Annotated in this window: 23 protein-coding genes; 9 read left to right on the forward strand and 14 right to left on the reverse strand. The window is 67.6% G+C overall.

Annotated elements, in window-relative coordinates:
* Window positions 1-34 precede the first annotated feature (34 nt).
* The 9 genes from bioD to ileS all read right to left on the reverse strand — a co-directional run bounded on the left by bioD (window position 35) and on the right by ileS (window position 10,786).
* Window positions 35-748 (reverse strand): dethiobiotin synthase, encoded by a 714-nt coding sequence (gene bioD, locus ACV7NL_RS03595; protein WP_463354952.1) that lies wholly within the window; start codon window positions 746-748, stop codon window positions 35-37.
* Window positions 735-1,508, reverse strand: a complete 774-nt coding sequence (locus tag ACV7NL_RS03600) for a ferredoxin--NADP reductase (protein WP_463354953.1) — start codon at window positions 1,506-1,508, stop codon at window positions 735-737. Before ACV7NL_RS03600 ends, bioD begins: the two co-directional genes overlap by 14 nt.
* 145 nt (window positions 1,509-1,653) lie before the next feature.
* Complete coding sequence (locus ACV7NL_RS03605) at window positions 1,654-2,589, reverse strand: ring-cleaving dioxygenase (RefSeq protein WP_463354954.1); 936 nt, start codon at window positions 2,587-2,589, stop codon at window positions 1,654-1,656.
* 119 nt (window positions 2,590-2,708) lie between these two features.
* On the reverse strand, window positions 2,709-3,314 hold the full coding sequence (locus tag ACV7NL_RS03610) for a HupE/UreJ family protein (protein WP_463354955.1): 606 nt from the start codon (window positions 3,312-3,314) through the stop codon (window positions 2,709-2,711).
* Between the two features lie 161 nt (window positions 3,315-3,475).
* The gene (locus tag ACV7NL_RS03615; RefSeq protein ID WP_463354956.1) at window positions 3,476-4,777 is read right to left on the reverse strand and encodes a M16 family metallopeptidase; all 1,302 of its coding nucleotides are present in this window, start codon (window positions 4,775-4,777) and stop codon (window positions 3,476-3,478) included.
* A gap of 101 nt (window positions 4,778-4,878) precedes the next feature.
* Window positions 4,879-6,258 (reverse strand): M16 family metallopeptidase, encoded by a 1,380-nt coding sequence (locus ACV7NL_RS03620; RefSeq protein WP_463354957.1) that lies wholly within the window; start codon window positions 6,256-6,258, stop codon window positions 4,879-4,881.
* A gap of 153 nt (window positions 6,259-6,411) precedes the next feature.
* Entirely contained in the window at window positions 6,412-7,050 is a 639-nt protein-coding gene (locus ACV7NL_RS03625) for a hypothetical protein (protein ID WP_056485446.1), read from the reverse strand.
* A 210-nt stretch (window positions 7,051-7,260) separates the two neighbouring features.
* The gene (lspA, locus tag ACV7NL_RS03630; protein WP_463354958.1) at window positions 7,261-7,755 is read right to left on the reverse strand and encodes a signal peptidase II; all 495 of its coding nucleotides are present in this window, start codon (window positions 7,753-7,755) and stop codon (window positions 7,261-7,263) included.
* Window positions 7,756-7,804: 49 nt separating this feature from the next.
* Entirely contained in the window at window positions 7,805-10,786 is a 2,982-nt protein-coding gene (gene ileS, locus ACV7NL_RS03635) for an isoleucine--tRNA ligase (protein ID WP_463354959.1), read from the reverse strand.
* A gap of 392 nt (window positions 10,787-11,178) precedes the next feature.
* Between ileS and ACV7NL_RS03640 the strand changes: the two genes are divergently transcribed.
* A complete protein-coding gene (locus ACV7NL_RS03640) occupies window positions 11,179-11,445 on the forward strand; it encodes a hypothetical protein (RefSeq protein ID WP_056182540.1) in 267 nt (88 codons plus the stop codon).
* A 137-nt stretch (window positions 11,446-11,582) separates the two neighbouring features.
* Here the strand turns inward: ACV7NL_RS03640 and ACV7NL_RS03645 are convergent, their stop codons facing one another.
* Complete coding sequence (locus ACV7NL_RS03645; protein ID WP_463354960.1) at window positions 11,583-11,852, reverse strand: hypothetical protein; 270 nt, start codon at window positions 11,850-11,852, stop codon at window positions 11,583-11,585.
* A gap of 622 nt (window positions 11,853-12,474) precedes the next feature.
* The gene (locus tag ACV7NL_RS03650) at window positions 12,475-13,059 is read right to left on the reverse strand and encodes a MarR family winged helix-turn-helix transcriptional regulator (RefSeq protein ID WP_463357047.1); all 585 of its coding nucleotides are present in this window, start codon (window positions 13,057-13,059) and stop codon (window positions 12,475-12,477) included.
* A gap of 345 nt (window positions 13,060-13,404) precedes the next feature.
* Here ACV7NL_RS03650 and rfbF point away from each other — a divergent pair, with 345 nt between their 5' ends.
* From rfbF to ACV7NL_RS03675, 5 genes are read left to right on the forward strand one after another with little or no spacing between them, the layout of a single operon-like run.
* Window positions 13,405-14,172, forward strand: a complete 768-nt coding sequence (rfbF, locus tag ACV7NL_RS03655) for a glucose-1-phosphate cytidylyltransferase (RefSeq protein WP_056182549.1) — start codon at window positions 13,405-13,407, stop codon at window positions 14,170-14,172.
* A 32-nt stretch (window positions 14,173-14,204) separates the two neighbouring features.
* The gene (rfbG, locus tag ACV7NL_RS03660) at window positions 14,205-15,311 is read left to right on the forward strand and encodes a CDP-glucose 4,6-dehydratase (protein WP_463354961.1); all 1,107 of its coding nucleotides are present in this window, start codon (window positions 14,205-14,207) and stop codon (window positions 15,309-15,311) included.
* Between the two features lie 26 nt (window positions 15,312-15,337).
* The gene (locus tag ACV7NL_RS03665; protein ID WP_463357048.1) at window positions 15,338-16,594 is read left to right on the forward strand and encodes a methyltransferase domain-containing protein; all 1,257 of its coding nucleotides are present in this window, start codon (window positions 15,338-15,340) and stop codon (window positions 16,592-16,594) included.
* Window positions 16,595-16,598: 4 nt separating this feature from the next.
* Window positions 16,599-17,129: a dTDP-4-dehydrorhamnose 3,5-epimerase family protein gene (locus ACV7NL_RS03670; protein ID WP_463354962.1), complete on the forward strand. Its 531-nt coding sequence runs from the start codon at window positions 16,599-16,601 to the stop codon at window positions 17,127-17,129.
* The gene (locus ACV7NL_RS03675; protein ID WP_056182556.1) at window positions 17,126-18,031 is read left to right on the forward strand and encodes an NAD-dependent epimerase/dehydratase family protein; all 906 of its coding nucleotides are present in this window, start codon (window positions 17,126-17,128) and stop codon (window positions 18,029-18,031) included. The genes ACV7NL_RS03670 and ACV7NL_RS03675 overlap by 4 nt, the downstream gene beginning before the upstream one ends.
* Before the next feature lie 14 nt (window positions 18,032-18,045).
* Here the strand turns inward: ACV7NL_RS03675 and ACV7NL_RS03680 are convergent, their stop codons facing one another.
* Window positions 18,046-18,435, reverse strand: coding sequence for a response regulator (locus tag ACV7NL_RS03680; protein ID WP_244476991.1), 390 nt, complete (start codon window positions 18,433-18,435; stop codon window positions 18,046-18,048).
* A gap of 165 nt (window positions 18,436-18,600) precedes the next feature.
* Entirely contained in the window at window positions 18,601-19,854 is a 1,254-nt protein-coding gene (locus tag ACV7NL_RS03685; protein WP_463354963.1) for an adenosylmethionine--8-amino-7-oxononanoate transaminase, read from the reverse strand.
* Between the two features lie 362 nt (window positions 19,855-20,216).
* On the opposite strand from ACV7NL_RS03685, the gene ACV7NL_RS03690 reads away from it, so the two are divergent.
* From ACV7NL_RS03690 to ACV7NL_RS03700, 3 genes are all read left to right on the forward strand, one after another.
* Window positions 20,217-22,268, forward strand: a complete 2,052-nt coding sequence (locus ACV7NL_RS03690; RefSeq protein ID WP_463354964.1) for a TonB-dependent siderophore receptor — start codon at window positions 20,217-20,219, stop codon at window positions 22,266-22,268.
* On the forward strand, window positions 22,265-23,494 hold the full coding sequence (locus ACV7NL_RS03695) for a PepSY-associated TM helix domain-containing protein (RefSeq protein ID WP_463354965.1): 1,230 nt from the start codon (window positions 22,265-22,267) through the stop codon (window positions 23,492-23,494). Before ACV7NL_RS03690 ends, ACV7NL_RS03695 begins: the two co-directional genes overlap by 4 nt.
* Window positions 23,495-23,565: 71 nt before the next feature.
* Complete coding sequence (locus tag ACV7NL_RS03700; protein WP_247635109.1) at window positions 23,566-24,579, forward strand: bifunctional riboflavin kinase/FAD synthetase; 1,014 nt, start codon at window positions 23,566-23,568, stop codon at window positions 24,577-24,579.
* 7 nt (window positions 24,580-24,586) lie between these two features.
* On the opposite strand, the gene ACV7NL_RS03705 is transcribed toward ACV7NL_RS03700, so the two are convergent.
* Complete coding sequence (locus ACV7NL_RS03705) at window positions 24,587-25,126, reverse strand: YcgN family cysteine cluster protein (protein ID WP_082504095.1); 540 nt, start codon at window positions 25,124-25,126, stop codon at window positions 24,587-24,589.
* Window positions 25,127-25,412: the final 286 nt, after the last annotated feature.

A 25,412-nucleotide genomic window follows, 5' to 3' on the forward strand; every position in this document is an offset into this window, starting at 1 on the left:
CCGTCTTGTCGGGCTCGTTCGATGGCCCTGCGGGTCAGACGAGGTCGGCCAGAGCATCCGGGCAGTCGCCGTCGCGGGCGATGACGATGACCGGGACAGCCTGATGGCGACCCTGATGGCGACGGAGTGCCGCCGCCACGAAATCCGGTGACGTCGGCGCGTTCGGGCTCTCGCAAACGACGATCCCGCGGAGTGGAACCCCGTGGGCGCCCAGGGTCTCGGCGGCCGTGAGGGCGTGGCTGATGGCTCCGAGATAGGACCCCGAGACCATGAGGGCCGGCAGGCGGAGGGCCTTGAGCCAGTCAAGGCCGGTCGCGTCGCCGGTCACCGGACTCATCAGACCGCCGACCCCCTCGATCAGGAGGGTACCGTCGGGCGGGATTCCGGCCATCTCGGTCCGGCACCAGTCGATAAGGTCATCCAGGGCCAGGGTCCGGCCCTCTTGCGCGGCGGCGAGATCGGGGCTGAGCGGCGCGGCGAAGCGCCAGGGCGAGCAGGCTTCGACGGTGCGAAGCGTGACGGGTAGCCCCTGCGCCGCAAGCAGGCGCGCTGTATCACTGTCCGCAAAACCGGGGGTACCGAGCGGGGGAACCCCGCTCGCCAAGGGCTTCAGAGTGCGTACGGTACGGCCCCGGTCGTGCAGACGCCGCGTCAGCGCGGCGGTGACGTAGGTCTTGCCGATCTCGGTCCCGGCACCGGCGATGAAGACGGCGCGGGCTCCGCTCAGGTCCGGCTCACTTCTCGACAAACGCCTTCTCGATGACGTAGTGCCCGGCCTCGCCGTGATTGCCCTCCACGTAGCCGCCGTCTGTGAGCAGCTGGCGAGTGTCGCGGATCATGTCGGGCGAGCCGCACAGCATGAAGCGGTCGTTCTGCACCGACATCGGCGGCAGACCGATATCCTCGAACAGCTTGCCGGAGGTCATCAGATCGGTGATGCGGCCGCGGTTGCGGAAGGGCTCGCGGGTCACGGTCGGGTAGTAGATCAACCCGGCGCTGATGACCTCGCCGAGGAATTCGTGGTTCGGCAGGTCCTGCGTGATGGTCTCGCCATAGGCGAGTTCCTGCACCTGGCGGCAGCCGTGGACGAGGACGACCTTCTCGAAGCGATCGTAGGTTTCCGGGTCCTTGATGATCGACATGAAGGGCGCCAGGCCGGTGCCGGTGCCGAGCAGGTAGAGGTTCTTGCCCGGCATCAGGTTGTCGAGCACCAGGGTACCGGTCGGCTTCTTGCCGACGATGATCGGGTCGCCGACCTTGAGGTGCTGCAGCTTCGAGGTGAGCGGGCCGTTCGGAACCTTGATCGAGAAGAACTCCAGTTCCTCCTCGTAATTGGCCGAGACGACGCTGTAGGCACGCAAGAGCGGACGGCCCTCGACCTCAAGGCCCATCATCACGAACTCGCCGTTACGGAAACGGAAGGCGGGATCGCGGGTGGTGCGGAAGGAGAACAGCGTGTCGGTCCAGTGATGGACGCTCAGCACACGCTCCTCGTTGAACTTGCTCATCGACGGTCCGTCTCGAATTTCGCTCGAATCTTGAAGCTTTGCGTGGGGTCTTCTCGCACCTGCGGTGGGCGCGTCAAGGCGGCGCGCGTACGCAGGTGCGCTGGGGGCAATGGTCTGGAATCGTTCTTAATTCTTCGGTTTTGCCTCACAGCGGCTTCAACCCCGCCTCGATCTCTGCACGGCGGCTTTCGAGAAAAGGCGGCAGAGCGAGGCGTTCGCCCAGCGTCTCAAGAGGCTCGTCGGTGGCAAAGCCCGGACCGTCGGTGGCGATCTCGAACAGGATGCCGTTGGGCTCGCGGAAGTAGAGACTGCGGAAGTAGTAGCGATCCACCGGCCCGCTGGAAGGAATCCGTCGCACCCGGAGACGGTCGGCCCAAGCCTGATACTCGGCATCCGGAATCCGGAACGCGACGTGGTGGACGGCGCCCGCGCCTTGATGCGCAGGGCTGAGCTTCGGCTCGGCGAGGAGGTGAAGTTCAGCGGCTGGACCACCGGCTCCCATGCGGTAAACGCGGACCTCGCCTTCGGGCAGTTCATAGTTGCGATCGTGGCTCAAGCCGAGGATGTCGGTCAGGACCGCTTCAGTCCGCGCGATCTGTCCCACGCTCAAGCGGATCGGCCCGAGTCCGCGGATCTGGTGCTCGGCCGGCACGGGACTTCCGGCCCAGGGATGGGCCTCCCCAACGCCCCCATCATCCACCAGCATCAGGCGCTGTCCCTCACCATCCTCGAAATCGAGGGTGAGGCGACCGTCACGCTCCATCGGCACAGCGTGGGTCACGCCCTGCCGTGCCAAGTGCTCGCGCCACCACGCGATCGCGGCGGCGCCCGAGACTCGCAGGCCAGTGCGGCTGATACTGTTGGTGCCGCGCCGCTCCGGCGGGGCCGGCCAGTCGAAAAAGGTGACGTCGGTGCCGGGCGAGGCACGGCCATCGGCATAGAACAGGTGGTAGGCCGACACGTCGTCCTGGTTCACCGTCTTCTTCACCAGACGCAGGCCGAGCACCCGCGTGTAGAAGGCCAGGTTGTCTGCGGCCTGCGCGGTGATGGCGGTGAGATGGTGAATTCCGGTGAGCTGCATCGGCTGACCCTTGAGCGACGGGCGATGCCGTCAGATAGGTGCGCCGCCCACCGAACACAAAACGGCCCCCTCGCGGGGGCCGTTCGATCGGAGACGTGCAAGGAAGTTGGGCGTAGTGCTCAGAAAGCGCCGGCCAGAAGGCCGAGGCCGGCAACGGCCAGACCAGCGCCGGCGACCCGCAGGGCGGCGAGGCTGCGGGCCAGACGCCCGGCGGACAGGCCGAGACCGAGTCCGACCGCGTGAAGGAGCGCCGTCGCACCGAGGAATCCAAGTCCGTAGGCGAGGCCCGAGCCCGTCTCCGGCATCTCGGCACCATGGGCATGCCCATGGAACACCGCGAACGCGCCAACCAGCACCATGGCGGCAGCAACAGGCAGGGCAGGCCGCAGGGCCAGCGAGGCGCCCAGCACGACCACCGAGAGGGCGATGCCGATTTCCACGAAGGGAAGTCCGATGCCGGCAGCGCCCAACGCTCCGCCGACAGCCATCGTGCCAAGGAAGGACAGAGGCACCAGGACGAGGGCTCGGCCGCCGATCCGCGCCGCGATGAGGCCAACCGCCACCATGGCGAGGAGATGGTCGAGGCCGCTCAAGGGATGGAGGAAGCCCTGTGCCAACCCACTGGCCGCCTCATGGCCCGGATGCGCCAGGGCGGGCGTCGCAGCGAGGCCCATCGCTGCCACAAGGGCAAGGCGAACCGGCAGGGAGGCAAGGCGTGAGGTCATCCGGACTGTCCCGAGCTTGAAAGCGAGCGGCGCGGCATCGCCGCCGCTCTGGCAGACACTAGCAACCGCACCCTAGCAACCGCCGTGCCCGCGTACAGTCCCAAGAACCCGCTCCACGGCGCGGCGGTTCGTCCGCAGCGCCTGGGGAAATCGGTGACCCGTCAGAAAGCGGTGGGTCGCCCGGCGGCCACCACCAGCATCTTCCCATCCGCGAAGGTGCGGGCGCCGGCGCGGCGGATATCGGCCTGGGTCACGTTGGCGACGAGATCGTTGCGGCGGGCGATATAGTCCATGCCGAGGCCTTCGAAGGCGATCTGCACCAGCTGATGGGCGATCTTGGTCGAGGTGTCGAAGCCGAGGGCGTAGGAGCCGGTGAGATAGTCCTTCGCCTTCTGCAACTCCTCGTCGGACGGACCCTCGGTGATCAGGCGGCCGATCTCTTCGCCGATCACCGATAGTGCCTCGCCGACGCGCTCGTTCTTGGTAGCGGTGTAGCCCCAGGTCATCGACGCGGCGCGATGGCTGACCAGCGACGTGCCCACTGAGTAGGCGAGACCGCGCTTCTCGCGCACCTCCTGGAACAGGCGGGAGGTGAAGGAGCCGCCGCCGAGGATGTGATTGAGAACGTAAGCCGGAATGAAGTCGGGGTCGCGCCAGGGCACGCCGCTCATGCCGAAGCGGATCACCGATTGCGGGACGTCGAGGTCGACGACGTGGCGCGCGCCGATGTTCTGCATCCGGGTCTGAGGCACGGCCTTGAGGGGGGCGGCCAGAGCGAGCCTGCCGAAGGCCCGGTCGAGGCTTTCCGCCAGCCGTGCGGCGTCGATGGCGCCCACCGCCGCGACCTTCAAACCGCCACGCCCGATGATCTGGCGATGCATCGTCACGAGATCGTCGCGGGTGATCGCCGCGATGCTCTCGGGCGTGCCGGACGACGGGCGGGCATAGGGATGGCCGGCATAGGCCTCGGCGAAGAAGCGGCGCGAGGCCATCACACCTGGATCGTTCTGCTGGTAGCGCAGGCCAGCCAGGGTCTGAGCCCGCACCCGCTCGATGGCGTCGGGGTCGAGGCGCGGCTTGGCCAGGGCGAGCGCGAGGAGGTCGATGGCTTCGTCCGCATGCTTGACCAGCATCTTGAGCGAGCCGCCCAGGGCGTCGGAGCCGGCATGGAACGAGAGTTCGATGGCTCGGGCCGCGAGGCGCTCCTGGAAGGCGTCCGAGGACAGGTCGCCCGCCCCTTCGTCGAGGAGGCGAGCGAGCATTTGGGCCACGCCGGCCTTGCCCTCCGGGTCCTGGGCCGCGCCGCCCTCGAAGGTGAAGGCCAGGGCGATCAGCGGCACCACCGGGGATTCGACGTGCCACGCCTCGATGCCGGGGGCGGTCGCGACGGGAACGGCCTGGGTCGGCGAGGTCGCGGAGCGGGTGGCGGACGTGTCGAGCAGGTCGGTGGTGGCCACGTTCATGGGAACCTCATGCTGTGCGTGGGGCGCGGCGGCAGGGCCGCGGCCTCTCGAAGGGGATCGGCCAGCCGCGGGGTCGGATCGGCCGCGCGGCCTGAAAGGCCTCAGGCTGCTTCGGCTTCGCGAGCCTTGGTCAGGTAACCGGTCACGGAGCGGGACGGCGTCAGGTAGCGCTCGGCCACCGCCGCGAGGCGCGCCTGCGTCACGCCCTCGATGTCGGAGGGCCAACGCCGGACCTCCTCAATAGACTCGCCGATGGCGAGGGCCGAGCCGTAGATGCGGGCTAGCGAGGACTGGCTGTCGGAGGAATAGACCGTCTCGGCCACGAGCCGCGTCTTCGCCCGCTCAATCGCTTCCGCACTCAAGGCCTCGGAGGGAACGCGGCGGAGGACGCGGTCGACCTCCTCCTCCAGCTTTTCCAGGCTGACGCCCTCGGCCGGGATCGCGTAGACCGAGAATCGGGTGTCGTCGATGGCCGAGCCCATGTACCAGGCGCCGGCATTCACGGCGACGCCGAGTTCCATCACCAGCTTGCGGTAGAGGTAGGAGGTCGAGCCACCGCCCATGACCTCGGCGAGCAGTTCGAGCGCATGGCACTCGCCGTCTCGCGCAGTAATGCAGGACGGGGTCAGGTAGAGGCGCTGCAGGGTCGGCTGCTCGACCTTGGGATCGGCGACCGCGAGGCGGCGGAGCGCCCGCGGCTCCGGCTCCTTGGCACGAATGCGCAGCGGCCGGGTGCCCTGCGGAGTGACGCGGCCGTAGGTGTCGTCGGCCATGCGGCGAACGTCGTCCGGGGTCACGTCGCCGGCAACCACCAGAATGGCATTCTCCGGCGTGTAGAAGCGCTTGTAATAGTCGAGAGCGTGCGTGCGGTTCAGTTCCTCGATCTCGTGCATCCAGCCGATGATCGGCGTGCCGTAGGGATGATGCACGAAGAGCGAGGCAGCCATCGCCTCGGACAGCTGCGCCGACGGGTCGGTCTCGACCCGCATGCGGCGCTCCTCCAGCACCACGTCGCGCTCGGGCGCCACAACGGCATCGTCGAGGACGAGACCGGTCATGCGGTCGGCCTCGAATTCCATCATCGTCCGCAGGTGATCGCGGGCGACGCGCTGGAAATAGGCGGTGTAATCGTAGGAGGTGAAGGCGTTCTCCTGGCCGCCGAGGCCGGAGACGGCCTTGGAGAAGGCGCCGATCGGGTGCTGCTCGGTCCCCTTGAACATCAGGTGCTCAAGGAAATGGGCGATGCCTGACTGGCCGAGCGGATCATCGGCCGAGCCGTTGCGGTACCACACCATATGCGTGACGACCGGGGCGCGGTGATCGGGAACGACGACGACATCGAGTCCATTGTCGAGGGCGAAGGCACTGACCTCGGGCCCACCTGCCTCGGAGCGTCCGAAGGGAGCGGCTTCCGCCCGACCGGCGCTGCCGTGCCGTCGCGTCGGTCCGAAGAGGGGCGTGTCCTTCCTGAACAGATGCATCGAAGCTCTTCCTTCTGCGGCTGGCCGCCTGCGAGGGCCATCCGTCATGTTGGCATTGCGCCGGCTCCACGCCACGGGGGTGCGTCGGAGGGGCAGGAAACGGGTTCTCTCGCGACGCCCGCACCCTGCGCGGCGCCGAGCCTGACCCGGAATTCAGTTCGCTGAGCGCGCACGCACATAGGCGCCCGGATCGGATTCTTCGCGCTCGCGGTAGGGATTATTCACAGGGTCACCATTGGTCTTGGCAACCTTACGGGGCGGCTTGCGATAGCCATTGGGCGGATCGGTGAGCACGTCGCGATCGGGCTCGACCGCCGACGGCTCCGCGACTTCGGCGGAGCGCAGGCCGAAGGGATTCGACCAGAACGAGTTCCGGTCATCGTTCTCGCCTTCGGGGCGCCCCGGCTCGGTACGGGTCTGGGCACTGGCACGGCGCCCGCCACGCATCTCGTCGATCGACAGGGTCATGTTGTTGTCGTTCATCCGGCCCTGTGCACCTCGCGCGATGGGCTTCTTAGCCTCCTCGCGTTCGCGCTCACGCTGGACGATTTCGGGATCCTTCGGCCATTGGGCCGAGGCTTCGGGCTGGCGCGGGGCCGGCAGGGCCTTGCCGTCGAGCTTGGGCGGCATCACGAGGGGGGCCCGCTCGCGATAGGTGATCGCGGGCTTCTCGGGCTCGATGAGGCCGATGTTGCTGAGGGCGTCGCGCATGAAGACGCCCTGCTGCGCCTGCGCGCTCCCGGCGGTCAGAACACCCGCCATAACCAACAGCAAACCGCGATGCCCGATCATGCTATCCCCGCTCTCCGCCCGGTTGTGGGTCCCGGTTGCCCGAGCCCGGATGGTCGCCTTGTGTACAGCGATCCTGATCCGACCCTCTCGGCCTGACCTGGGTTTCAGGCGATCGTATGGCGCCTTGACCGCAGCGCACCAGCCGCGGCCGCACAACGATTCCGACTGTGACTTACGGATCACAGGGCGACTAGAAATGCCGATCCTGTTTCAAAGGCTGGAACCCGTGCGCCGAGGTACCGGCCGCAGGCTGTCGAGGATGAGGCCAACAACGCCCGCGACGATGGCCGCATCGGCGATGTTAAAAACGTACCAGGACCAAGTGCGCCAGTGGAGGTGAACGAAGTCGAACACCGCGCCATAGGCCGCCCGGTCGATGGCGTTGCCGATGGCGCCGCCTGCTACGAGCCCGAGGGCAACGGCGAGCAGACGCGTCTCCGCTCGCCGCATCCAGAAGATCAGGCCGAGGGCCGCCAGGCAGGACACCCCCACCAAAACCCAGCGGCCGAGGCCACCCTCCTGCTGAAACATCCCGTAGGACACGCCCCGGTTCCAGACGACGAGGAACTCGGCGAAGGGCGTGAGCCGCCAGGGCTGGGTCAGCACCAGATCGGTGCCGAAATAGAGCCAAAGCTTCGAAGCCTGGTCGAGGATCAGGGTCAGGAGAAGGGCACCGAGGCCGAGGCGGAAAGGAGTTACATGCATGGTTTGGCCCTCCCCCCTGGCTGGGGGAAGGGGTGCTGCGGACGCTGGCTCACGCGGCACTCGTGCTGGCTTGGGCAGCATCCCACTCGCGCAGGGCGCGGGCGTCGCGTGGGGTCACGTCGGGATAGTCCGGGTCGTTGCCGACCTCGGGCGTCACCCGCCAGGACCGGGCGCATTTCCGGCCCTCGGCCAGGGCCGGCACCACCGCAACGCCTCGCACATCGTCGAGGCGGAAGGCCTCCGCCGGGCCTTCCCCGTCCGTGATCCGGATGGCGGACGTGATGCAGATATCGGCGAAGTCGACGCCCTCGACGATCGCCCGCAGCGCCGAGTCCGCGATGAACACGGTAGGCGCCGCCTCGAGGCTGGCGCCGATGCGCTTGGCCGTGCGCTCGATCTCCAAGGCGCCGGTGACGACCCGACGCACGCGGCGGATGGTCTGCCAGCGCGTCGCCAGAGCGTCGTCCCGCCAAGCGGCCGGCGTCTCCGGAAGGATCTGGAGATGGACCGAGTCGTTTTCGGATGGGTAGCGGTCGAGCCACGCCTCTTCGGCCGTGAAGGCCAGGACAGGGCTCAGCCAGATCGTAACCCGGCGGAAGGTCTCATCGATAACCTGCAGGGCGGCCCGGCGCACCGCAGACGAGGCAGGATCGCAGTAGAGCACGTCCTTGCGGACATCGAAGTAGAAAGCCGAAAGATCGCCGGTCATGAAACCGTTGAGGAGTGCCACCACCCGCTTGGTGTCGAAGGTCGCGTAAGCTTCGCGGATCTCGCCGTCGAGTTCGGAGAGGCGGTGCCGGATCAGCCGCTCCAGTTCGGGCAAGTCCGCATGGGCGATCTCGGTGCCGGGTTCGAGATGTGCCAGCGAGCCAAGCATCCATCGCAGCGAGTTGCGCAACTTACGGTAGGTCTCAGCAAAGGTCTTGATGATCTCGGGCCCGATGCGTAGGTCATCGGCATAGTCGGAGGCCGCAACCCACAGGCGCAGGATGTCGGCACCGGAATCCTTGATGACATTCTGTGGCGCGACGACGTTGCCCTTGGACTTCGACATCTTCAGGCCCTTGGGGTCGAGTACGAACCCGTGGGTCAGGACGATGTCGTAGGGCGCGCGTCCGCGAGTGCCTGCGGATTCCAGCAATGACGACTGGAACCAGCCGCGATGCTGGTCCGAGCCCTCAAGGTACATCACCGTGTCGGTGCCGCCATCGCGGCGGCGCTTGACGCCGGAGAGACCTGGAAACTGCTCAGGATCATCAAGCACGAAGGCATGTGTCGAGCCGGAATCGAACCAGACGTCGAGGACGTCCGTGACCTTTTCATAGTCCGCCGGATCGTAGTCCGGGGCGAGGAAGCGGGCGCCATCCGCATCGGTGAACCAGGCGTCGGCGCCCTCCGCCTGGAAGGCTGCAGCGATGCGAGCATTCACACGCTCATCGCATAGCACCTCGTGAGTGCCGCGCTTGACGAAGACCGTGATCGGCACGCCCCAGGCGCGCTGGCGCGAGACCACCCAGTCTGGCCGGTTGGCGACCATCCCGTTGATGCGATTCTTGCCCTGCGGCGGTACCCATTGGGTCTCCTCGATCGCCTGGACGGCAACCTCACGCAGGGTTCGGTTGCCGAGAGAATCCACTGGGCGGTCCATCGCGATGAACCATTGTGGGGTGTTGCGGAAGATGACCGGCTTCTTCGATCGCCAGGAATGCGGGTAGCTATGCTTGAGCGTGCCACGCGCCACCAAGGTACCCGCGTCGGTGAGCGCAGCGATGACCGCCTTGTTGGCGTCTCCCTTCTCGCCCTTGTGGTTCAAGACGATTTTTCCCGTGAAACCGGGCGCCTCGTCGGTCAGCATCCCATCGGCATCCACCGTGTAGGGGATGCGGGTGTCGATGCCGCGCTCAGCCAGCATCCGGCCGTTGGCCATCCAGACCTCGAAATCCTCCCGGCCGTGGCTCGGCGCCGTGTGGACGAAGCCGGTACCGGCCTCGTCCGTGACATGTTCGCCATCGAGGAGCGGAACGGCGAAGTCGTAGCCGGGCACGTGGGCGGCGAGCGGATGGCTTAGGGTCAGGCCGGCGAGTTCGGCCGGCGCGACGTCGCGCAGGCGCTCGAAGGTCTCGACGCGGGCGCTGGCGAAGACGGAAGCGGCGAGCGTGTCCGCAAGGACATAGGCGTCGCCGACCTTGGCCCAGTTGTCGTCGGCGGCTGCCGTGACCCTGTAGAGGCCATAGGCGACCTTCTTAGAATAGGCGACCGCCCGGTTGGCCGGCATGGTCCAGGGCGTGGTGGTCCAGATCACCACCCGTGCCGGTGCAAGCTCCGTCGGAGCGCCGTCAGTGATCCGGAAGGCGGCGAAGATCGCGTCGCTGACGACGTCCTCGTATTCGACTTCGGCTTCGGCCAAAGCTGTCTTCTCGACCACCGACCACATCACCGGCTTCGAGCCGCGGTAGAGCTGGCCCGTCATCGCGAAGGCCATGAGTTCGCGGGCGATGGTGGCCTCGGCGGGGAACGTCATGGTGGCGTAAGGATGATCCCAATCACCGGTGACGCCCAGGCGCTTGAACTCCTCACGCTGCACGTCGAGCCACTGCCCCGCGAAGGCCCGGCACTCCTGGCGGAATTCGAGGACCGGCACCTCGTCCTTGTTGCGGCCCTTGGCGCGGTACTGCTCCTCGATCTTCCATTCGATCGGCAGGCCGTGGCAATCCCATCCCGGCACGTAATTGGCGTCATAGCCGAGCGCGCCCTGCGCGCGGACGATAACGTCCTTCAGGATCTTGTTCAGCGCCGTACCGATGTGGATGTTGCCGTTGGCGTAGGGCGGGCCGTCATGCAGCACGAATTTCGGCCGGCCGGCTGCCTGAGCACGAATCTGTCCATAGAGGCCGGTGGCGGCCCATCGCTCGAGAAGCAGAGGTTCGCGTACCGGGAGGCCGGCCCGCATCGGGAACTCGGTCTGAGGCAGGAACAGGGTCTTCGAATAGTCGCGGGCTGGCACGACGGGGGGGGAGGTCTGGTCGCTCATGGGATGTCTGTGAGGTCTTCGGCGCGGGTCGGTGTCGGGCGGTCGGTGGGCGATCTGCCCCCAGGGCCAGCGGAACGGAGGCGAGTGATCGCCCTCCCGGCCTTCGCATCGGGTCCGCCACGGCGGCCCTCAGGCGCAGGCCGGGCTCATAATTCGAGACCGGGTCGTCCGGTCCGGCACGCCGAACCACCCGCACGGATCACCATCAACGCACATCTGGCGGCTTCTAGCAGCGGCATCGACCTGAGACTAGCGAGCTTTCCGACCTCCCGCACGTTCGGCCCGAACTTTCGATGCCACCTTTTCCAAGCTCGGCCGTTGTTTCTCGCGCGCTCGGGACCTGTCCTGGTTGAAGGATGGGCCGAGACGCAGCGTCATCGGGAGACACCATCATGAGAAAAGCTCTGATCGCCGCCAGCCTCGTCCTGTCCGCCGTCGCCCTGTCGGGCACGGCCGAAGCACAGGGCCTGCCCGGTGGAATGCGCCGGGGAGCCGCCGAGGGCGATCGGGTCGCCGGTCCGGTGGGCGGCATCGTGGGCGGTGCGGTCGGAGGCGCGGTCGGCACGGTGAACGGGGCGCTCGGCATCGACCCCGGCCGCCGCGCCTATCGCACGCGCATGAAGTCGCGCGGCCATTCCCACCATCGCCGTCACCGCTGAGCGGAGCGCCGCTTCTGGGCCAGGAGAGTAGGGCTCGGAGCCGATGACGATGGACGCACCGATCAGTGTCCATCGGTCCGGCACGTCGCCGAAGATCAGGTAACCCAGCACCAACGACCAGAGCAGTTGGATGGACATCAAGGACGCCAGCACGTTTGCGGGCGCTCAGGCGTGGGCGAGCACCAGACGCCAATGCCCCATCGTGCCGAAGAGGCCGAGCGGCGCGGATTCGACCATTCGCCGAGTAGCGGCCCGATGATCAGCGTGCCAATCAGGGGCGCGGCGAACCCGGTCGACGGGGTTTCGGCGAGTTGGAGCTTGCGCAAGGTCCAGAAGCTGAGGGCCGTCGTTCCGAACAGCAGCAGCGCGCGCAGGACCTTGAGACCGAACCGATTCGTCTGGGCCACACCGGGCGCTCACAGCGGGTTCAGGACCAACAAGACCAGGGAGACGTTCACCGCGTAGCGCATGGGGGTCGAGAGTAGTGGGTCGTCCTCCCAGGCCAGCCAGCGTCTCGGCCGACGCGTCGAGGCAGGCGAAGAAGGCCCTGCACCGCACGTCAGCGCGATGCCGACCGGGCGCCCTGGCCGGGGCGCGGCGGCCCTCGAATCGATCCCCAACGGCTCGATCCCAATCTCGGCGCGCAGCTCGGCCAAAGCCGTGGGGCCCAGCGTCAGTCCTGTGACGCGGAGCTTCAGAGCAGAGCCGCATTCCCGCATTCACGCATAGCTGCACCGGGCTGGACCTAGCGTCGCCCATGGCAGCAGGAGTCGAAAGGGAGAACCGGAAGGGAGAACCGGAAGGGATCGATCGCACGGGACGTGAAACCCGATATTCACCCACGTTTGAAATCGGCGCGATTTGATGCGCAAAGCCAAACCCGAGGCTGTCAACGCCAAGCCGCACATGCCGGCGTAGGGTCCCTTGCAGCCTTGATGGCCTCGGGTCGTGCAGGAGGTCGGAGAGACTGTCCTGATCGCACACGGCCGCTGGGTGGTACGGCGGTCTCCGACCCATAGGGCGGCCCGTCTACAGGGCTTCCGGAACCACGAGCGAATCCGCCTCCTCCTCATCCATCTCGGAATCGCCCTCGACCTCGTGGCCGGTGACGCCGGACGCCTCGGCGAGGTTGCGGGCGGCCTTGCGCAGGAGCTTGCGAAGCCGACGCTTCTCCTTGCCGTCGAACCCATCGAGGAGTTCCGCCTCGACATCATCCCACAGCCGCTCGATGGCGGCAGCCTTGGCCATCCCCGTCTCGGTAAGCCGCACGCGCACGATGCGGCCGTCGCCGGCCTCGGCCCGGCGCTCCACGAAGCCGAGGGCAGCGAGCCGCGAAATCGTCTTGGAGGCGGTGGGCGGGCGCACCCGCAGCATCGCGGCGAGATCCCCCATCGTCATGGTCCCGGCGGCGGCCAGCGCCTGCACCACCTGCTCCTGACCGGCGAAGAGGTCGAGGGCAACCAAGCGGTCACCGATACGGGACCGGTGCAGGCGCGCGGCCTGGACCAGGGCCCAACCGACGCTCTTGGCGCCCGGGGGACGGAGGCGCTTGTCGGATTTCGCCATGCTGCGCTCGCCCTCCCTGTCGTTTCCCGCTCCGGGAAGCGACGCCATCGCCGCACGGGTCAGGCCGCCCTCGCCAGGCTCGGCCGTCCCGCGCTCGTCAGCCGCCCACATCGCACGTCCTCTTCTTCGACCCTAGCGCGATGGCTCCTCGCCCGCGCCCATCATTCCGGATGCATCCACGAGCAACCGGGATGATCCTCTCAGGCCCGGGCATGACCGGCCCATGTGAAGCTGCGATGACAGGCGCCCCGGGCGAGCCCGCAAGAGACCGGAAAAGCCGGCTCATCGATCGGCCGGCCCCACGCCTGGACGAAGTCCATCCCCTCGACTAAGCCTTGCGGAAACGCCGCTCCGGCGCCTGTTCCAGGCCCCGCGAAGACCGTTCAGGACCCCATGAAGGCAGTCATCCTCGCAGGCGGTCTCGGTACGCGCCTGTCCGAGGAGACAGTGACGCGGCCCAAGCCCATGCTGGAGATCGGCGGTCGTCCGATCCTCTGGCACATCATGCAGATCTTCGCCGCTCACGGGGTGCGCGAATTCATCATCTGCCTCGGCTACAAGGGCTACGTTATCAAGGAATTCTTCCTGAACTACCGACTGCACCTCTCCGACGTCACCATCGACATCGGACGCGGCGACGTCGACTTTCACCGCAGCGCTGCCGAGGACTGGCGCGTTTCGCTGATCGAGACAGGCGAAACCACCATGACGGGCGGGCGGTTGAAGCGCGTGCGCGCTTATCTGGGTGACGACGACTTCTTCATGACCTACGGCGACGGCGTTGCCGACGTGGACCTCACCGCGCTCGCTGCCTTCCACAAGGCGCAGGGCAGGCTCGCCACCCTCACGGCGGTGACACCGCCTGGCCGCTTCGGCGCGCTGGATCTAGAGGCCGGCACGGTGCGCCGCTTCCGCGAGAAGCCGGCGGGGGACGGAGCGACGATCAACGGCGGCTTCTTCGTGCTCTCGCCGCGCGTCTTCGACCGGATCGCGGGGGACGGCACGGTGTGGGAAGCAGAACCCCTGGAGGGCCTTGCCGCCGACGGGCAGCTCGCGGCCTACGTCCACACCGGGTTCTGGCAGGCGATGGATACCCTGCGCGACAAGAACCACCTCGAAGCCCTGTGGGCGAGCGAGGCGCCGCCCTGGAAGTGCTGGTAGTCTCGTCGCCCCCCTGGAGATCGATTTTCAGCGTGCAGCCTTCGCCCTTCCCCCTGCCGCGCACCCGCGACCCAAATCCCGATCCCGCGTTCTGGGCCGGCCGGCGGGTGCTCGTTACTGGTCAGACCGGCTTCAAGGGCGCTTGGCTCTGCCTGTGGCTGGGGCGCCTGGGGGCCCGCGTCAGCGGGCTGGCACTTCCGCCCGAAAGCGCGCCGAACCTGTTCGAGGCGGCCTGTATCGGCGCCGGGATGGACTCGCATCTCGGCGACATCCGCGATGCGGACGCTGTGCGGGCCTGCCTCGCCGCCACCGCCCCCGAGATCGTCATCCACATGGCGGCCCAGGCGCTGGTGCGTGCCTCCTATCGCGATCCGCTCGGCACCTATGCCACCAACGTCATGGGCACCGCCCACGTGCTCGATGCGGTGCGAACGACGCCCTCCGTGCGGGCCGTCGTGGTGGTGACGAGCGACAAGGCCTACGAAAACCGCGAATGGCCCTACGGCTATCGCGAAACGGAGGCGCTGGGCGGCCACGACCCCTACAGCAGTTCCAAGGCCTGTGCCGAATTGGTGGCAGCGGCCTATCGCAACGCCTTCCTTGCCGAGCGCGACTGCCGGATCGCGACCGCGCGGGCGGGCAACGTCCTCGGGGGGGGTGACTGGTCGGAGGATCGGCTGGTGCCCGATATCGTCCGCGCCTTCGCCCGCGGCGAGTCCGTCGAGATCCGGGCGCCTCACGCCACCCGGCCCTGGCAGCACGTGCTCGAACCCCTGAGCGGCTATCTCCGCCTGGCCGAATGCCTAGTGGGCGCGGACGGGCCGCGCTACGCCGAGCCCTGGAACTTCGGGCCGGCTGACGAGGACTGCCGGCCGGTGGCCCACCTCGTCGATGCACTCGCCCAGGCCTGGGGGGCGGATGCCCTGTGGCACCTCTCCCCGGCGATCCACCCGCACGAGGCCACCTTCCTCAAGGTCGATTCCGCCAAGGCCCGTACCTATCTCGGCTGGGACCGGCGCCTGCGCCTCGACGCGGCCCTGGCCTGGACCGCCGCTTGGCATCGCGCCGAGGCCGATGGCGGTTCGGCCCGCGACCTGACTCTGGCGCAGATCGAGGCCTACGAGGCGCTCAGCGGATGACGATGTCGGATATGACGGTTCCGGACATGATTGCCTCTGAAACGACCTCTGCGGGCCCGTCACGCACCTGCCGGGCATGCGGAGCCGCCCTCCGGCGAAGCGTGGCCGATCTCGGCCTGTCGCCGCTGGCCAACGCCTACGTGCCGCCGGACCGGGTGAACCGGGGTGAGGTGTTCCACCCGCTCCATGCCTATGTCTGCGATTCCTGCTGGCTCGTGCAGCTCGAGGCCTTCGAGACCCCGGAGGCGATCTTTTCCGATTATGCCTACTTCTCGGGTTTCTCGGCCGGGTGGATCGCCCATGCGGAGGCCTACGTAGCAGCGATGCAGGCGCGCTTCTCGCTCTCGCCTGTCAGCAAGGTCGTGGAGGTGGCGAGCAACGACGGCTATCTGCTGCAAGCGGTCGTCGCCCGCGGCATCCCGGCTCTTGGAATCGAGCCCGCTGCCAACGTGGCGGCAGTGGCTCGTCAGCGCGGCATCCCCACCGAAGTGGCATTCTTCGGCGAGGAGACCGGCCGCCGCCTGCTGGCGGACGGTCACGCGGCCGACCTGATGGCGGCGAACAACGTGCTCGCCCATGTGCCCGACATTCACGACTTCGTCGAAGGTTTCCGGATTCTACTGAAATCCGAGGGAGTCGGTACGTTCGAGTTCCCGCACCTCCTCCGGATGATCCAGGAGCGCCAGTTCGACACCATTTATCACGAGCATTTTTCGTATCTTTCCCTCGGCGCCGTCTCGAACATCTTGGCGGCGCACGGCCTGCGGGTGTTCGATGTCGAGCAATGGCCGACGCATGGTGGCTCCCTGCGGGTGTTCTTCTGCCATGCGGCAGCAGCCCATGCGGAGACCGACGCCGTGGCACGGGTGCTGGCGGAGGAGCGGGCGGGCGGGCTGTTCGGTCCGGAAGGCTACGCCGCCTTCGCGGAGGATGTAGTCGCCATCAAGTGCGCCACCCTGGCCTTCCTGGCGGATCTGCGGCTGACGCATCGGACCGTCTGCGCCTACGGAGCGGCAGCCAAGGGCAACACCTTCCTCAATTACTGCGGCATCGGCCCCGAACTGGTCGGGGCCGTCGCCGATCGCTCCCCGCACAAGCAGGGCACGCGCCTTCCGGGAAGCCGCATCCCGGTGGTCTCGCCAGAGGCGCTGCTGGCGATGCGGCCAGACTACGTCCTGATCCTGCCCTGGAACCTCAAGGACGAAATCGCCAGCGAAATGGCGACGATCCGTGACTGGGGCGGGCGCTTCGTCACCGCGATCCCGCGCCTCTCGGTGTTCTGAGCGGATGCGCTTCGAGGCCCTGCCGCTGGCTGGCGCGTATCGGGTCGTCCCGGAACCCCATGCCGATGCACGCGGCTTTTTCGCCCGCACCGCCTGCACGGATGATTTCGCCGCCCAGGGTCTGATCGGCGCCTTCGCGCAATCCAGCATCTCCTACAACGCTCGGCGCGGGACCGTGCGGGGCCTGCACTTCTCGGCAGAGCCGCACGCGGAGACCAAACTGGTGCGCTGCACGGCCGGCGCGATCCACGACGTCATCGTCGACCTGCGGCCGGATTCTGCGACCTACCTGCAGGCCTACGGGGTCGAGCTGAACGCCCTGAACCGCCATGCCCTCTACATCCCCACGGGTTTTGGCCACGGGTTCCAAGCCCTCAGCGACGGCACGGAAGTGCTCTATATGACCGATCGGCCCTACGTGGCCGGCAGCGCCCGAGGCCTGCGCTGGAACGATCCGGCCCTGGACGTCGCGTGGCCGGAGCCCATCACGGTGATCGCCGAGCGCGACCTGACCTACCCGGACTGGGTCCGGTGACGGGCCGTGTCCTCATCACCGGCGCCACCGGCTTCGTCGGCCGCCACGCGGTTCCGGCCCTGCAGGCCCTGGGCTTCGAGGTGCACGGTGTCGGCCGCCGTCCGCTCGGCGGCACGGCGATGCACACGGCCGACCTGCTGGTGGAGAACGAGCGCCGCGCATTGATCGCGGACCTTCGCCCAAGCCACCTGCTGCATCTCGCCTGGGACGCGGAGCCGGGTCGGTACTGGACCTCCGCCAGCAATCTCGACTGGGTCGCCGCCACCCTGGACCTCGCCAAAGCCTTCGCAGCGCAGGGCGGACGGCGCTTCGTCGGCGCCGGCACCTGTGCCGAATACGCGTGGGGCGCATCCCGATTCGACGAAGCAACGACCCCGTGCCAGCCCGCAACCCTCTATGGTGCGGCCAAGGATGGGACCCGGCGCATCCTCACGGCCTATGCGGAGAACCATGGCATCCGCCTCGCCTGGGGACGGCTCTTCTTCCTCTACGGTCCTGGCGAGCGGCGCGGACGCCTCGTCTCAGATGCGGTCCACGCACTGATGACCGGGACATCGTTCCCGACCTCGACCGGGCACCAGCGCCGCGACTTCCTGCATGTCGCGGATGCGGCCGCCGCGTTGGCCGCTCTCGTGGCGAGCGACGTTACTGGACCGGTGAATATCGGCTCGGGCACGGCCGTTCCGGTGCGCGCACTTCTCGATGGTCTCGCCGCCCGGATCGGGAATGCGGAGCACCTCGCCTACGGTGCCCGGCTCCTGAACCCGACAGAACCGGCAGCCATCGAGGCGGGCACCCGGATTCTCACTGAAGCCATCGGCTTCCGCCCACGCTTCAGCCTGGAGCGCGGACTCGACGACACGGTCGCGTGGTGGCGCGCGCACAGCAGCCCGACGGCCTGAAGTTCAGCAACCCATCAGCAGGGCAGCAGTCCCTTGAGCTGCGAGAGAATGTCCTCGCCGGTACAGGGTCGGGCGATGAACTTGGCCCCCTTCGGCATCCGCTCGGGGTCGGGCGCGGCGCGGCCCGAGACGATCACGATGGGCAGTTGGGGACGAGCCTCGGACACCGCCGTAGCGAGCTCGAAGCCGTTGGTCTTGCCGGACAGTTCGACATCCGTGACGAGGCCGCAGATGTCGGGGCGGGCCTGGAGGATGCCGAGGGCACGTTCCGCCGAAGCGCATTGCACGGTTTCGTAGCCGCCATTCTCGAGGACGTCGCCGAGGTCCATGATCGTCAGGGCTTCGTCCTCCACCAGTAGGATCACCGGCCGATCGTCGTTCGCGTTCGTCGCCTCATCCACCACGATGCACCCTCCAGCCTGTCTGGCCGCAGGCCCTGCCCGGAACCAGGATCGTCGCGCCCCACCGGGCTTGCACGACGCGGTTCAGAACACAGGGCCAGCGCAACGTAGTCCCAACGAGCGACGCGGGCGCGGGTTGCAAGGCGCGCCGGACCGAACCCGCCGCGATCAGGCGGTGGTCTCCGTCACCACCGCCCGCATGGCCGCGAGGAGTTGCGCCAGATCCTCGGACGCAATGGTAAGTGCGGGCGTGAGATAGACGATGTCGCCGAATGGGCGAACCCAGGTCCCCAGCGCGAGGAACCGGTGCTTAAGATCGGCGAGATCCGGGGCCTGCCGGAACTGGATCACGCCAATCGCCCCAAGAATGCGGATGTCAGCCACCCCGGGCAGGTACCGGAGCGGCTCCAGGCCCTCTGCCAGAGCCACCGCGATGGCAGCGACCTTCTCCAGGCGCGGCTCGCGCTCGAACAGATCGAGGCTGGCATTGGCCGCCGCGCAGGCAAGCGGGTTGGCCATGAAGGTCGGCCCATGCATCAGGGCGGCGGCGGGGTCGTCGGACAGGAAGCTCTCGAACACCGCCCTCGTGGCGATCGTGGCGGCCAACGCCATGGTGCCCCCGGTGAGCGCCTTCGACAGGCACAGGATGTCCGGCACGATCCCGGCCTGCTCGCAGGCGAACAGGGTGCCGGTGCGTCCGAAGCCGGTAAAGATCTCGTCGGCGATGAGCGGCAGCCCATGGCGCTTCGCGAGGCGGGCGACGGTCGCCAGCACGTCCGGAGCGTGCATCCGCATACCGCCGGCGCCCTGAACCAGGGGCTCGATGATGACGGCCGCCAGGGTCTCGCGCTCGGCGGCCATGCGGGCATCCAGTGTGGCGACCTGCACCGCTGTCCTTGGTAGATCGCAAAAAACCTGGGCCGGCAGGTAGGCGCCGAAGCGCCGGTGCATGCCCTCGTCGGGATCGCAGACCGACATCGCCCCGAGGGTGTCGCCGTGATAGCCCTCGCGAAACGCCAGGATGCGGGTGCGCCCGGCGATCCCCCGGTTGACCCACATCTGCACCGCCATCTTCAGCGCGACCTCGACGGCGACCGAGCCGGAATCGGTGAAGAAGACGTGATCAAGGTCGCCCGGCAACAGGCCAGCGAGGCGGGCCGCCAAACGCTCGGCCGGCGCGTGGGTGAGCCCCCCGAACATCACGTGCGGCATCGCCTCCAGCTGGGCGGCCACGGCGGCGCGGATGTGGGGATGGTTGTAGCCGTGGGCGGCGGTCCACCACGAAGCAATGCCGTCGATCAGTTCGCGTCCGTCGGCGAGGACGATGCGGGAGCCATGCGTCCGCACGGCCTCCAGCGGCGGAGCCGCCGTCTGCATCTGCGTATAGGGCCGCCAGAGATGGTGCGTGCGCGGGTCGGTCATAGCTGGACCGGGATGGGCTCGCGCAACGGAAGGGTCAAGATCTGGAGGTGGGCCTGACAGCGGCTTGGGACCATCTGGCATTCAGCTTATTTTGCGAAACATATCTATATTTTGAGATATAAGTCAGATTATAATAGACTAATTCCAATATATCACCGATATATTGTCAAATATAAAAGACTATCCTACGGAAGATCGAGCCTCAATCTGGAGCGATCATGCCTCATCACGTCCGCCGTCGCCGGCACAGCCGTTCCACAAGCCGCGCAGCCGCGGGAGCGACGGGGTTGCTCTCAGGCGTAGCCCTTCTGCTTCACGCGGGGTCCGCATCTGCGCAGCAGCCGGACTTCTCGGACGTCGCAATGGAAGAGATCCACATCGCCGGCGACAGTCGCGGCGTTCTCGGCTACACCCCCCGGCGAACGAGCTTCGGGGCAGGGTCGGAGACCGCTCTCCTTGATACGCCGGCCAACATCGCAGTCGTGCCGAACGCCGTCCTGCGCGACCAGCGGGTCCTGAGCCTCGACGAGGCCCTGCGCAATGTCAGCAGCGTCGTGCAGACCAACAGTCTCGGCGGCACGCAAGAGGCCGTGATCAGGCGTGGCTTCGGGTCTTCCCGCGACAGCTCGATCCTGCGCGACGGGCGCCGCACCGTCCTACAGCAGAACTTCAACCATTCTATCGAGCGGGTTGAGGTGCTCAAGGGGCCGGCCTCGCTCCTCTACGGCATCTCCGAGCCCGGCGGCCTCATCAATCTCGTCTCGAAGCGACCGGAATTTACCCCGAGCGGGTCTCTTGAGCTGACGGGGACGAGCTTCGGCGGCGGCCTCGTCCAAACCGATCTCACTGGTCCGGTCAAGGACACCAACCTAGCCTACCGCGTGATTGGTGACTTCCAGGACTATGAATACTGGCGCAACTTCGGACAGATCCGCCGACAGGTTGTGGCCCCGTCCGTGACTTGGCGCGGCGACGAGACCAGCGTGACGGTGGGCTACGAGTTCGCGCACTACACCATCCCATTCGATCGGGGCACTACCTTCGATCCGCGCACCGGCCGCCCCCTGCGGGTGCCCCGCGACCGCCGCTTCGACGAGCGCGTGAGCCGGGTCGAGGCTATGAGCCACCTCGCCACGATCGATATCGACCACCGGTTCAACGAGGATTGGAAGCTACATCTCGGCTACAGCTATTCGAACCTCGGTTACGACGACAATCAGATCCGGCCGGTTTCCTACAACGCCAATACGCGTCTTCTGACGCGCCGGGCAGATGCGACGCGCGGAGGCGACTTCAACGCGAACGTTGCGCGCCTCGACCTGATCGGACGCTTCGATACCTTCGGCTTGCGTCACGACCTCCTGGCCGGCGTGATGTATGAACGGATTGATTACTACCGGAAGACCAGTGTGCGCGGGCCGAACGTGAGCGGTTTCGACCCGTTCGATCCCCTCTACGGTCTGCTCGGCGCCTCAGACCGGATCTCGCTCGCGTCCAGCAACAACCGCGATCGTCTCAGCAACACCAGCCTGTACCTGCAAGATTCTCTTCACCTCACCGACCGGCTCATTCTGGTTGGCGGGATGAGTGCCCAGATTTACGACCAGCTCGCCTATGCGGGACGCCCAGCCGTTATCTCGACCGCGATCAACGGTGTGAAGCCGGTGCCGCGCGCCGGTCTCGTCTACAAGCTTTCGCCGAACCTTTCGCTCTATGGCAGCTACACGCAATCCTTCCGCCCGAACGTGACCGATCTCGACGTCACCGGCACGCTGCTGCCGGAAGAGGGCGAAGCCTATGAGGTCGGCGTCAAGGCGGAGGTCGCCGAGGGGCTTCTTATCACGGGCGCGATGTTCGACGCCGAGAAGAGCAACGTGCTGATCACCCAGGTGGTCAACGGCAACCGCTTCGGCTCCACCGCCGGCCGGGTCCGCTCGCGCGGCTTCGAACTCGATTTCGCGGGTCAGATCCGGCCCGACTGGGCCGTGATCGGCAGCTACGGCTTCACACAGGCCGTCGTCACGGAGGATCCGGTCCTCGTCGGCAAGGAGCTCCAGAACACGCCGCGGGTCACGGCCTCGCTGTTCCTGACCCATCAGCTCGGCGCCGTCGCGGAGGCGATGGAATTCGGCTCGACCCGCCTCGGGCCGGGCTCCCTCGAAGTCGGCTTCGGCACCCGCTACGTCGGGGCGCGGCCCGGCGACGCCGCCAATACCTTCAGCCTGCCGGACTACGTGGTCAGCGATGCCTTCCTGGCCTACCGGACCCAGGTGAACGGCCTGCCGACCACGGTCCAGCTCAACCTGAAGAACCTGTTCGACGAGACCTATTATGCCTCGTCGGGGGCGAGCAACCTGCTGGTCGCGGTGGGCGAACCGTTCCAGGCCCTGGTGACCGCACGGGTGGCCTGGTGAGGCGCCTTCGCGCGATCCTATTCCAGATCCATTGGCTGCTGGGTCTCGGCGCCGGACTGATCCTCGCGGTGGCGGGCGTGACCGGCGCCCTCCTGAGCTACGAAGATGCGATCGGCGCGTTCGTCGACGCCGACTTGATCCGGGTCGCGTCCCGGGCGGAAAACCTGCTCACGCCGGATGCGCTCCTCGCCCGGTTCCACGCCCGGCACCGCGGCACGGTGGTGAACCTCACGCTGTCCGCCGAGCCCGGCACCACCGCGATGATGCGCCTCGGCCGCGACCCCGCCACCGACCAGCGTCCGCCCTCGCTCTATCTCGACCCTTATGACGGGACCGTCCTGGGCGCAGCGCGGACGGAGACGGTGTTCGCCACCATCCGGCGCTTGCACCGCTGGCTCCTTCTTTCGGGAGACGGCAAGGGCTGGGGCCGGACGCTGACGGGCTTGAGCGTGCTGGCTCTCCTCATGCTGCTCTGCACCGGCCTGTACCTGCGCTGGCCGAAGGTAATGTCCTGGCGAATCTGGCTGAAGCCGAACCTCCGCCAATGGGGTCGACCGACCTACTGGTCGTTGCATTCGGTGGCCGGCACCTGGGTGCTGCCGATTTATCTAATCATCGCCCTGAGCGGCCTATGGTGGTCCTTCGACGGGTATCGCAACGTGGTCACCGCCCTGCTGACGCGCGGCGAGACCATCACCCGGATGGCGGATGGCAAGCCGCAGTCTGGCATGGAAAAACCGCGGTCGGTCGGCTCTGAGAGCAAGCCGCCGCCGGGCCGGAAGGAGGAAGCCCTGGGCGCCCCCGGTGCGCCCTCCCTCGACACGGCCTGGGCGGCCTTCCGCGCGGTGCAGGACGGCCATTTCATCCGCGCCACCCTGCTCCTGCCGGCAGGCTTCACGGGTCCCGTGCGCGTCCGCTCGGAGAATCCGAACGGCTGGCGTGACGACACCCGGATCGAGGCGGCCACCGGGCGCATCCTGGTGCGCGAGGTCGGTGGGGAACGGCCGCTCGGCGTCCGGATCGCCGGCAACATGCTCGACGTGCATAGCGGCCGCTTCTTCGGCCCCCTCGGACCGCCGATCTTCCTCATCGCGGCCCTGTTGATGCCGCTCTTCCTGGTGACGGGACTGCTGCTCTATATCGGGCGGCGCAAGGCGAAGGCCCGGCGCCGGTCCTCGGCCCCGCCGATCGCCGCCGCGACCTCCGGGCTCAGGCCACGCGCTTGACCCCCTGGCCGGATTTCGACAGGTTCCGCCGCCACAGCGCCCAATCCGTCTGCTGCAACCGTCGAGATCCGATGTCGTCTGGCGACGAATCCGCCGTCCCGCCCGCCGCATCCGCGCGTGCGCGACCCTTCACAATCTGCCGCGAGGACGAGCCAGTACCGCCCGCCATCGCTGGCGCCATCGCGGCGATCGGCAATTTCGACGGGGTGCATCTCGGCCATCGCGCTCTGATCGCCGCCGTCCGCGAGACGGCGCAGGCAGCAAGTCGCCCAGCGGTGGCGCTCACCTTCGAGCCGCATCCGCGCGCTTATTTTGCGCCGCACCTGCCCATGTTCCGTCTCACCGATGCGTTGGCTAAAGAGATCGTATTCGCGCATCTCGGTCTCGACGGCCTGATCGTACGCCGCTTCGACGCCACCCTGGCGGGCACCGGCGCCCGAGACTTCGTCGAGGAGCTTCTGGTGCGTGACCTCGGAGTGTCAGGGGTCGTCATCGGCCACGACTTCCATTTCGGCCGGGGCCGGGAGGGCACGCCGGCCGTGCTCGCGGACCTCTGTACGCAGGCCGGCCTGACCTGCCGTATCATTTCCCCCGTGGCCCTGAGCGCAGGCGCGGAACCGGTCTCGTCGAGCGCGATCCGGGCGGCCCTGGCCGAGGGCGCGGTGGCGCAGGCCAACGCGCTCCTCGGTTATCGCTGGTTCGTCTCCGGAGAGGTCCGCCACGGCGACAAGCGCGGGCGTACCCTGGGCTATCCCACTGCCAACGTGGCGCTGACGGATTGCGGACTCGCTCACGGCATCTACGCGGTACGGGTGCGCTTGCCGGATGGCCGGGTGACGGACGGAGTCGCCAGTTACGGCCGACGGCCGACCTTCGACGACGGCGCTCCTCTCCTCGAGGTCAATCTGTTCGACTTCTCCGGAGACCTGTACGGCCAGACGATCGCGGTGGAGTTTCTCGACTACATCCGGGGCGAGGTACGCTTCGACGGGGCCGAGGCCCTGATCGTCCAGATGCATTGCGATGCGGCGGAAGCCCGCCGGATCATCGCCAAGAACCCCGTCCCGTCGATGTTGGAGGCTTGACCCTCGATCAATCCGCCTCGTCCTCGGTGTCGGGCGTGCGGTTGGGCCAGGTCACGATCCGATCGAGCAGTTCGTCGGCGGTGAACTCCTCCTCGTTGCCGGAAACCCGGCCCCGCACGGAGATGCCGGCCTCGTGCACGCTGGCGGCGCGTCCGGAGACGAGGGGATGCCAAGCGTAGAGGTCTTGACCGTCGCGGATGAGGCGATAGGCGCAGGTCGGCGGCAGCCACGGGATCGTGCGGACCGCCTCGGGCGTCAGGCGCACGCAATCGGGCACCCGCTTCTGGCGCCTCGGATAGTCGCGGCAGCGGCAGCCATGGCCGTCGAGGAGAGTGCAGCCGACATCCGTGTGATAGACCTCAGCCGTGTCCTCGTCTTCGAGCTTGAGGAGGCAGCAGCGGCCGCAACCGTCGCACAGGCTCTCCCATTCGGTCGGGGACATCGCCTCCAGGCTCTTGGTGCGCCAGAACGGCTCGTCGACCGAGGCGGAAGGGGATTCGGGGAAGGCCTGCGGCGTCTGGGAACGCGCGGCCGAGCGGTCCCGCATGGGGAACACCTTGGGCTGGGAGCGGCGAAAATCCGGGTGATCCGTTCCTGTGCCGCAACGCCGACCTGCGGGCAAGCGTTGCCGGCGCAAGGCACGACGTCGCAGCGCGGAGTCAAGCCTCCCGATGCCACCGACCCGCCCCAATCCGACGTCAAGGTTAAGACCAGGTTATCGTCCACAACGCCGGGACTCTGCGCCTTGCCGAGGCGTTGTCAGCAACGAAGCCTCGCGGCCGGGCGCAGGTGTTGTTAGGATCGCGTGACCCGGCCTCGTGCCGGCGCCGGGT

The sequence above is a fragment of the Methylobacterium sp. Ger2507 genome (assembly GCF_055231875.1).

Coding starts and splice junctions, on each gene's coding strand:
- ACV7NL_RS03600 (WP_463354953.1), bottom strand. CDS start 1,508: ATGAGCAAGTTCAACGAGGAGCGTGTGCTGAGCGTCCATCACTGGACC.
- ACV7NL_RS03605 (WP_463354954.1), bottom strand. CDS start 2,589: ATGCAGCTCACCGGAATTCACCATCTCACCGCCATCACCGCGCAGGCC.
- ACV7NL_RS03610 (WP_463354955.1), bottom strand. CDS start 3,314: ATGACCTCACGCCTTGCCTCCCTGCCGGTTCGCCTTGCCCTTGTGGCA.
- ACV7NL_RS03615 (WP_463354956.1), bottom strand. CDS start 4,777: ATGAACGTGGCCACCACCGACCTGCTCGACACGTCCGCCACCCGCTCC.
- ACV7NL_RS03620 (WP_463354957.1), bottom strand. CDS start 6,258: ATGCATCTGTTCAGGAAGGACACGCCCCTCTTCGGACCGACGCGACGG.
- ACV7NL_RS03625 (WP_056485446.1), bottom strand. CDS start 7,050: ATGATCGGGCATCGCGGTTTGCTGTTGGTTATGGCGGGTGTTCTGACC.
- lspA (WP_463354958.1), bottom strand. CDS start 7,755: ATGCATGTAACTCCTTTCCGCCTCGGCCTCGGTGCCCTTCTCCTGACC.
- ileS (WP_463354959.1), bottom strand. CDS start 10,786: ATGAGCGACCAGACCTCCCCCCCCGTCGTGCCAGCCCGCGACTATTCG.
- ACV7NL_RS03640 (WP_056182540.1), top strand. CDS start 11,179: ATGAGAAAAGCTCTGATCGCCGCCAGCCTCGTCCTGTCCGCCGTCGCC.
- ACV7NL_RS03650 (WP_463357047.1), bottom strand. CDS start 13,059: ATGGCGTCGCTTCCCGGAGCGGGAAACGACAGGGAGGGCGAGCGCAGC.
- rfbF (WP_056182549.1), top strand. CDS start 13,405: ATGAAGGCAGTCATCCTCGCAGGCGGTCTCGGTACGCGCCTGTCCGAG.
- ACV7NL_RS03665 (WP_463357048.1), top strand. CDS start 15,338: ATGATTGCCTCTGAAACGACCTCTGCGGGCCCGTCACGCACCTGCCGG.
- ACV7NL_RS03670 (WP_463354962.1), top strand. CDS start 16,599: ATGCGCTTCGAGGCCCTGCCGCTGGCTGGCGCGTATCGGGTCGTCCCG.
- ACV7NL_RS03685 (WP_463354963.1), bottom strand. CDS start 19,854: ATGACCGACCCGCGCACGCACCATCTCTGGCGGCCCTATACGCAGATG.
- ACV7NL_RS03690 (WP_463354964.1), top strand. CDS start 20,217: ATGGAAGAGATCCACATCGCCGGCGACAGTCGCGGCGTTCTCGGCTAC.
- ACV7NL_RS03700 (WP_247635109.1), top strand. CDS start 23,566: ATGTCGTCTGGCGACGAATCCGCCGTCCCGCCCGCCGCATCCGCGCGT.
- ACV7NL_RS03705 (WP_082504095.1), bottom strand. CDS start 25,126: ATGCGGGACCGCTCGGCCGCGCGTTCCCAGACGCCGCAGGCCTTCCCC.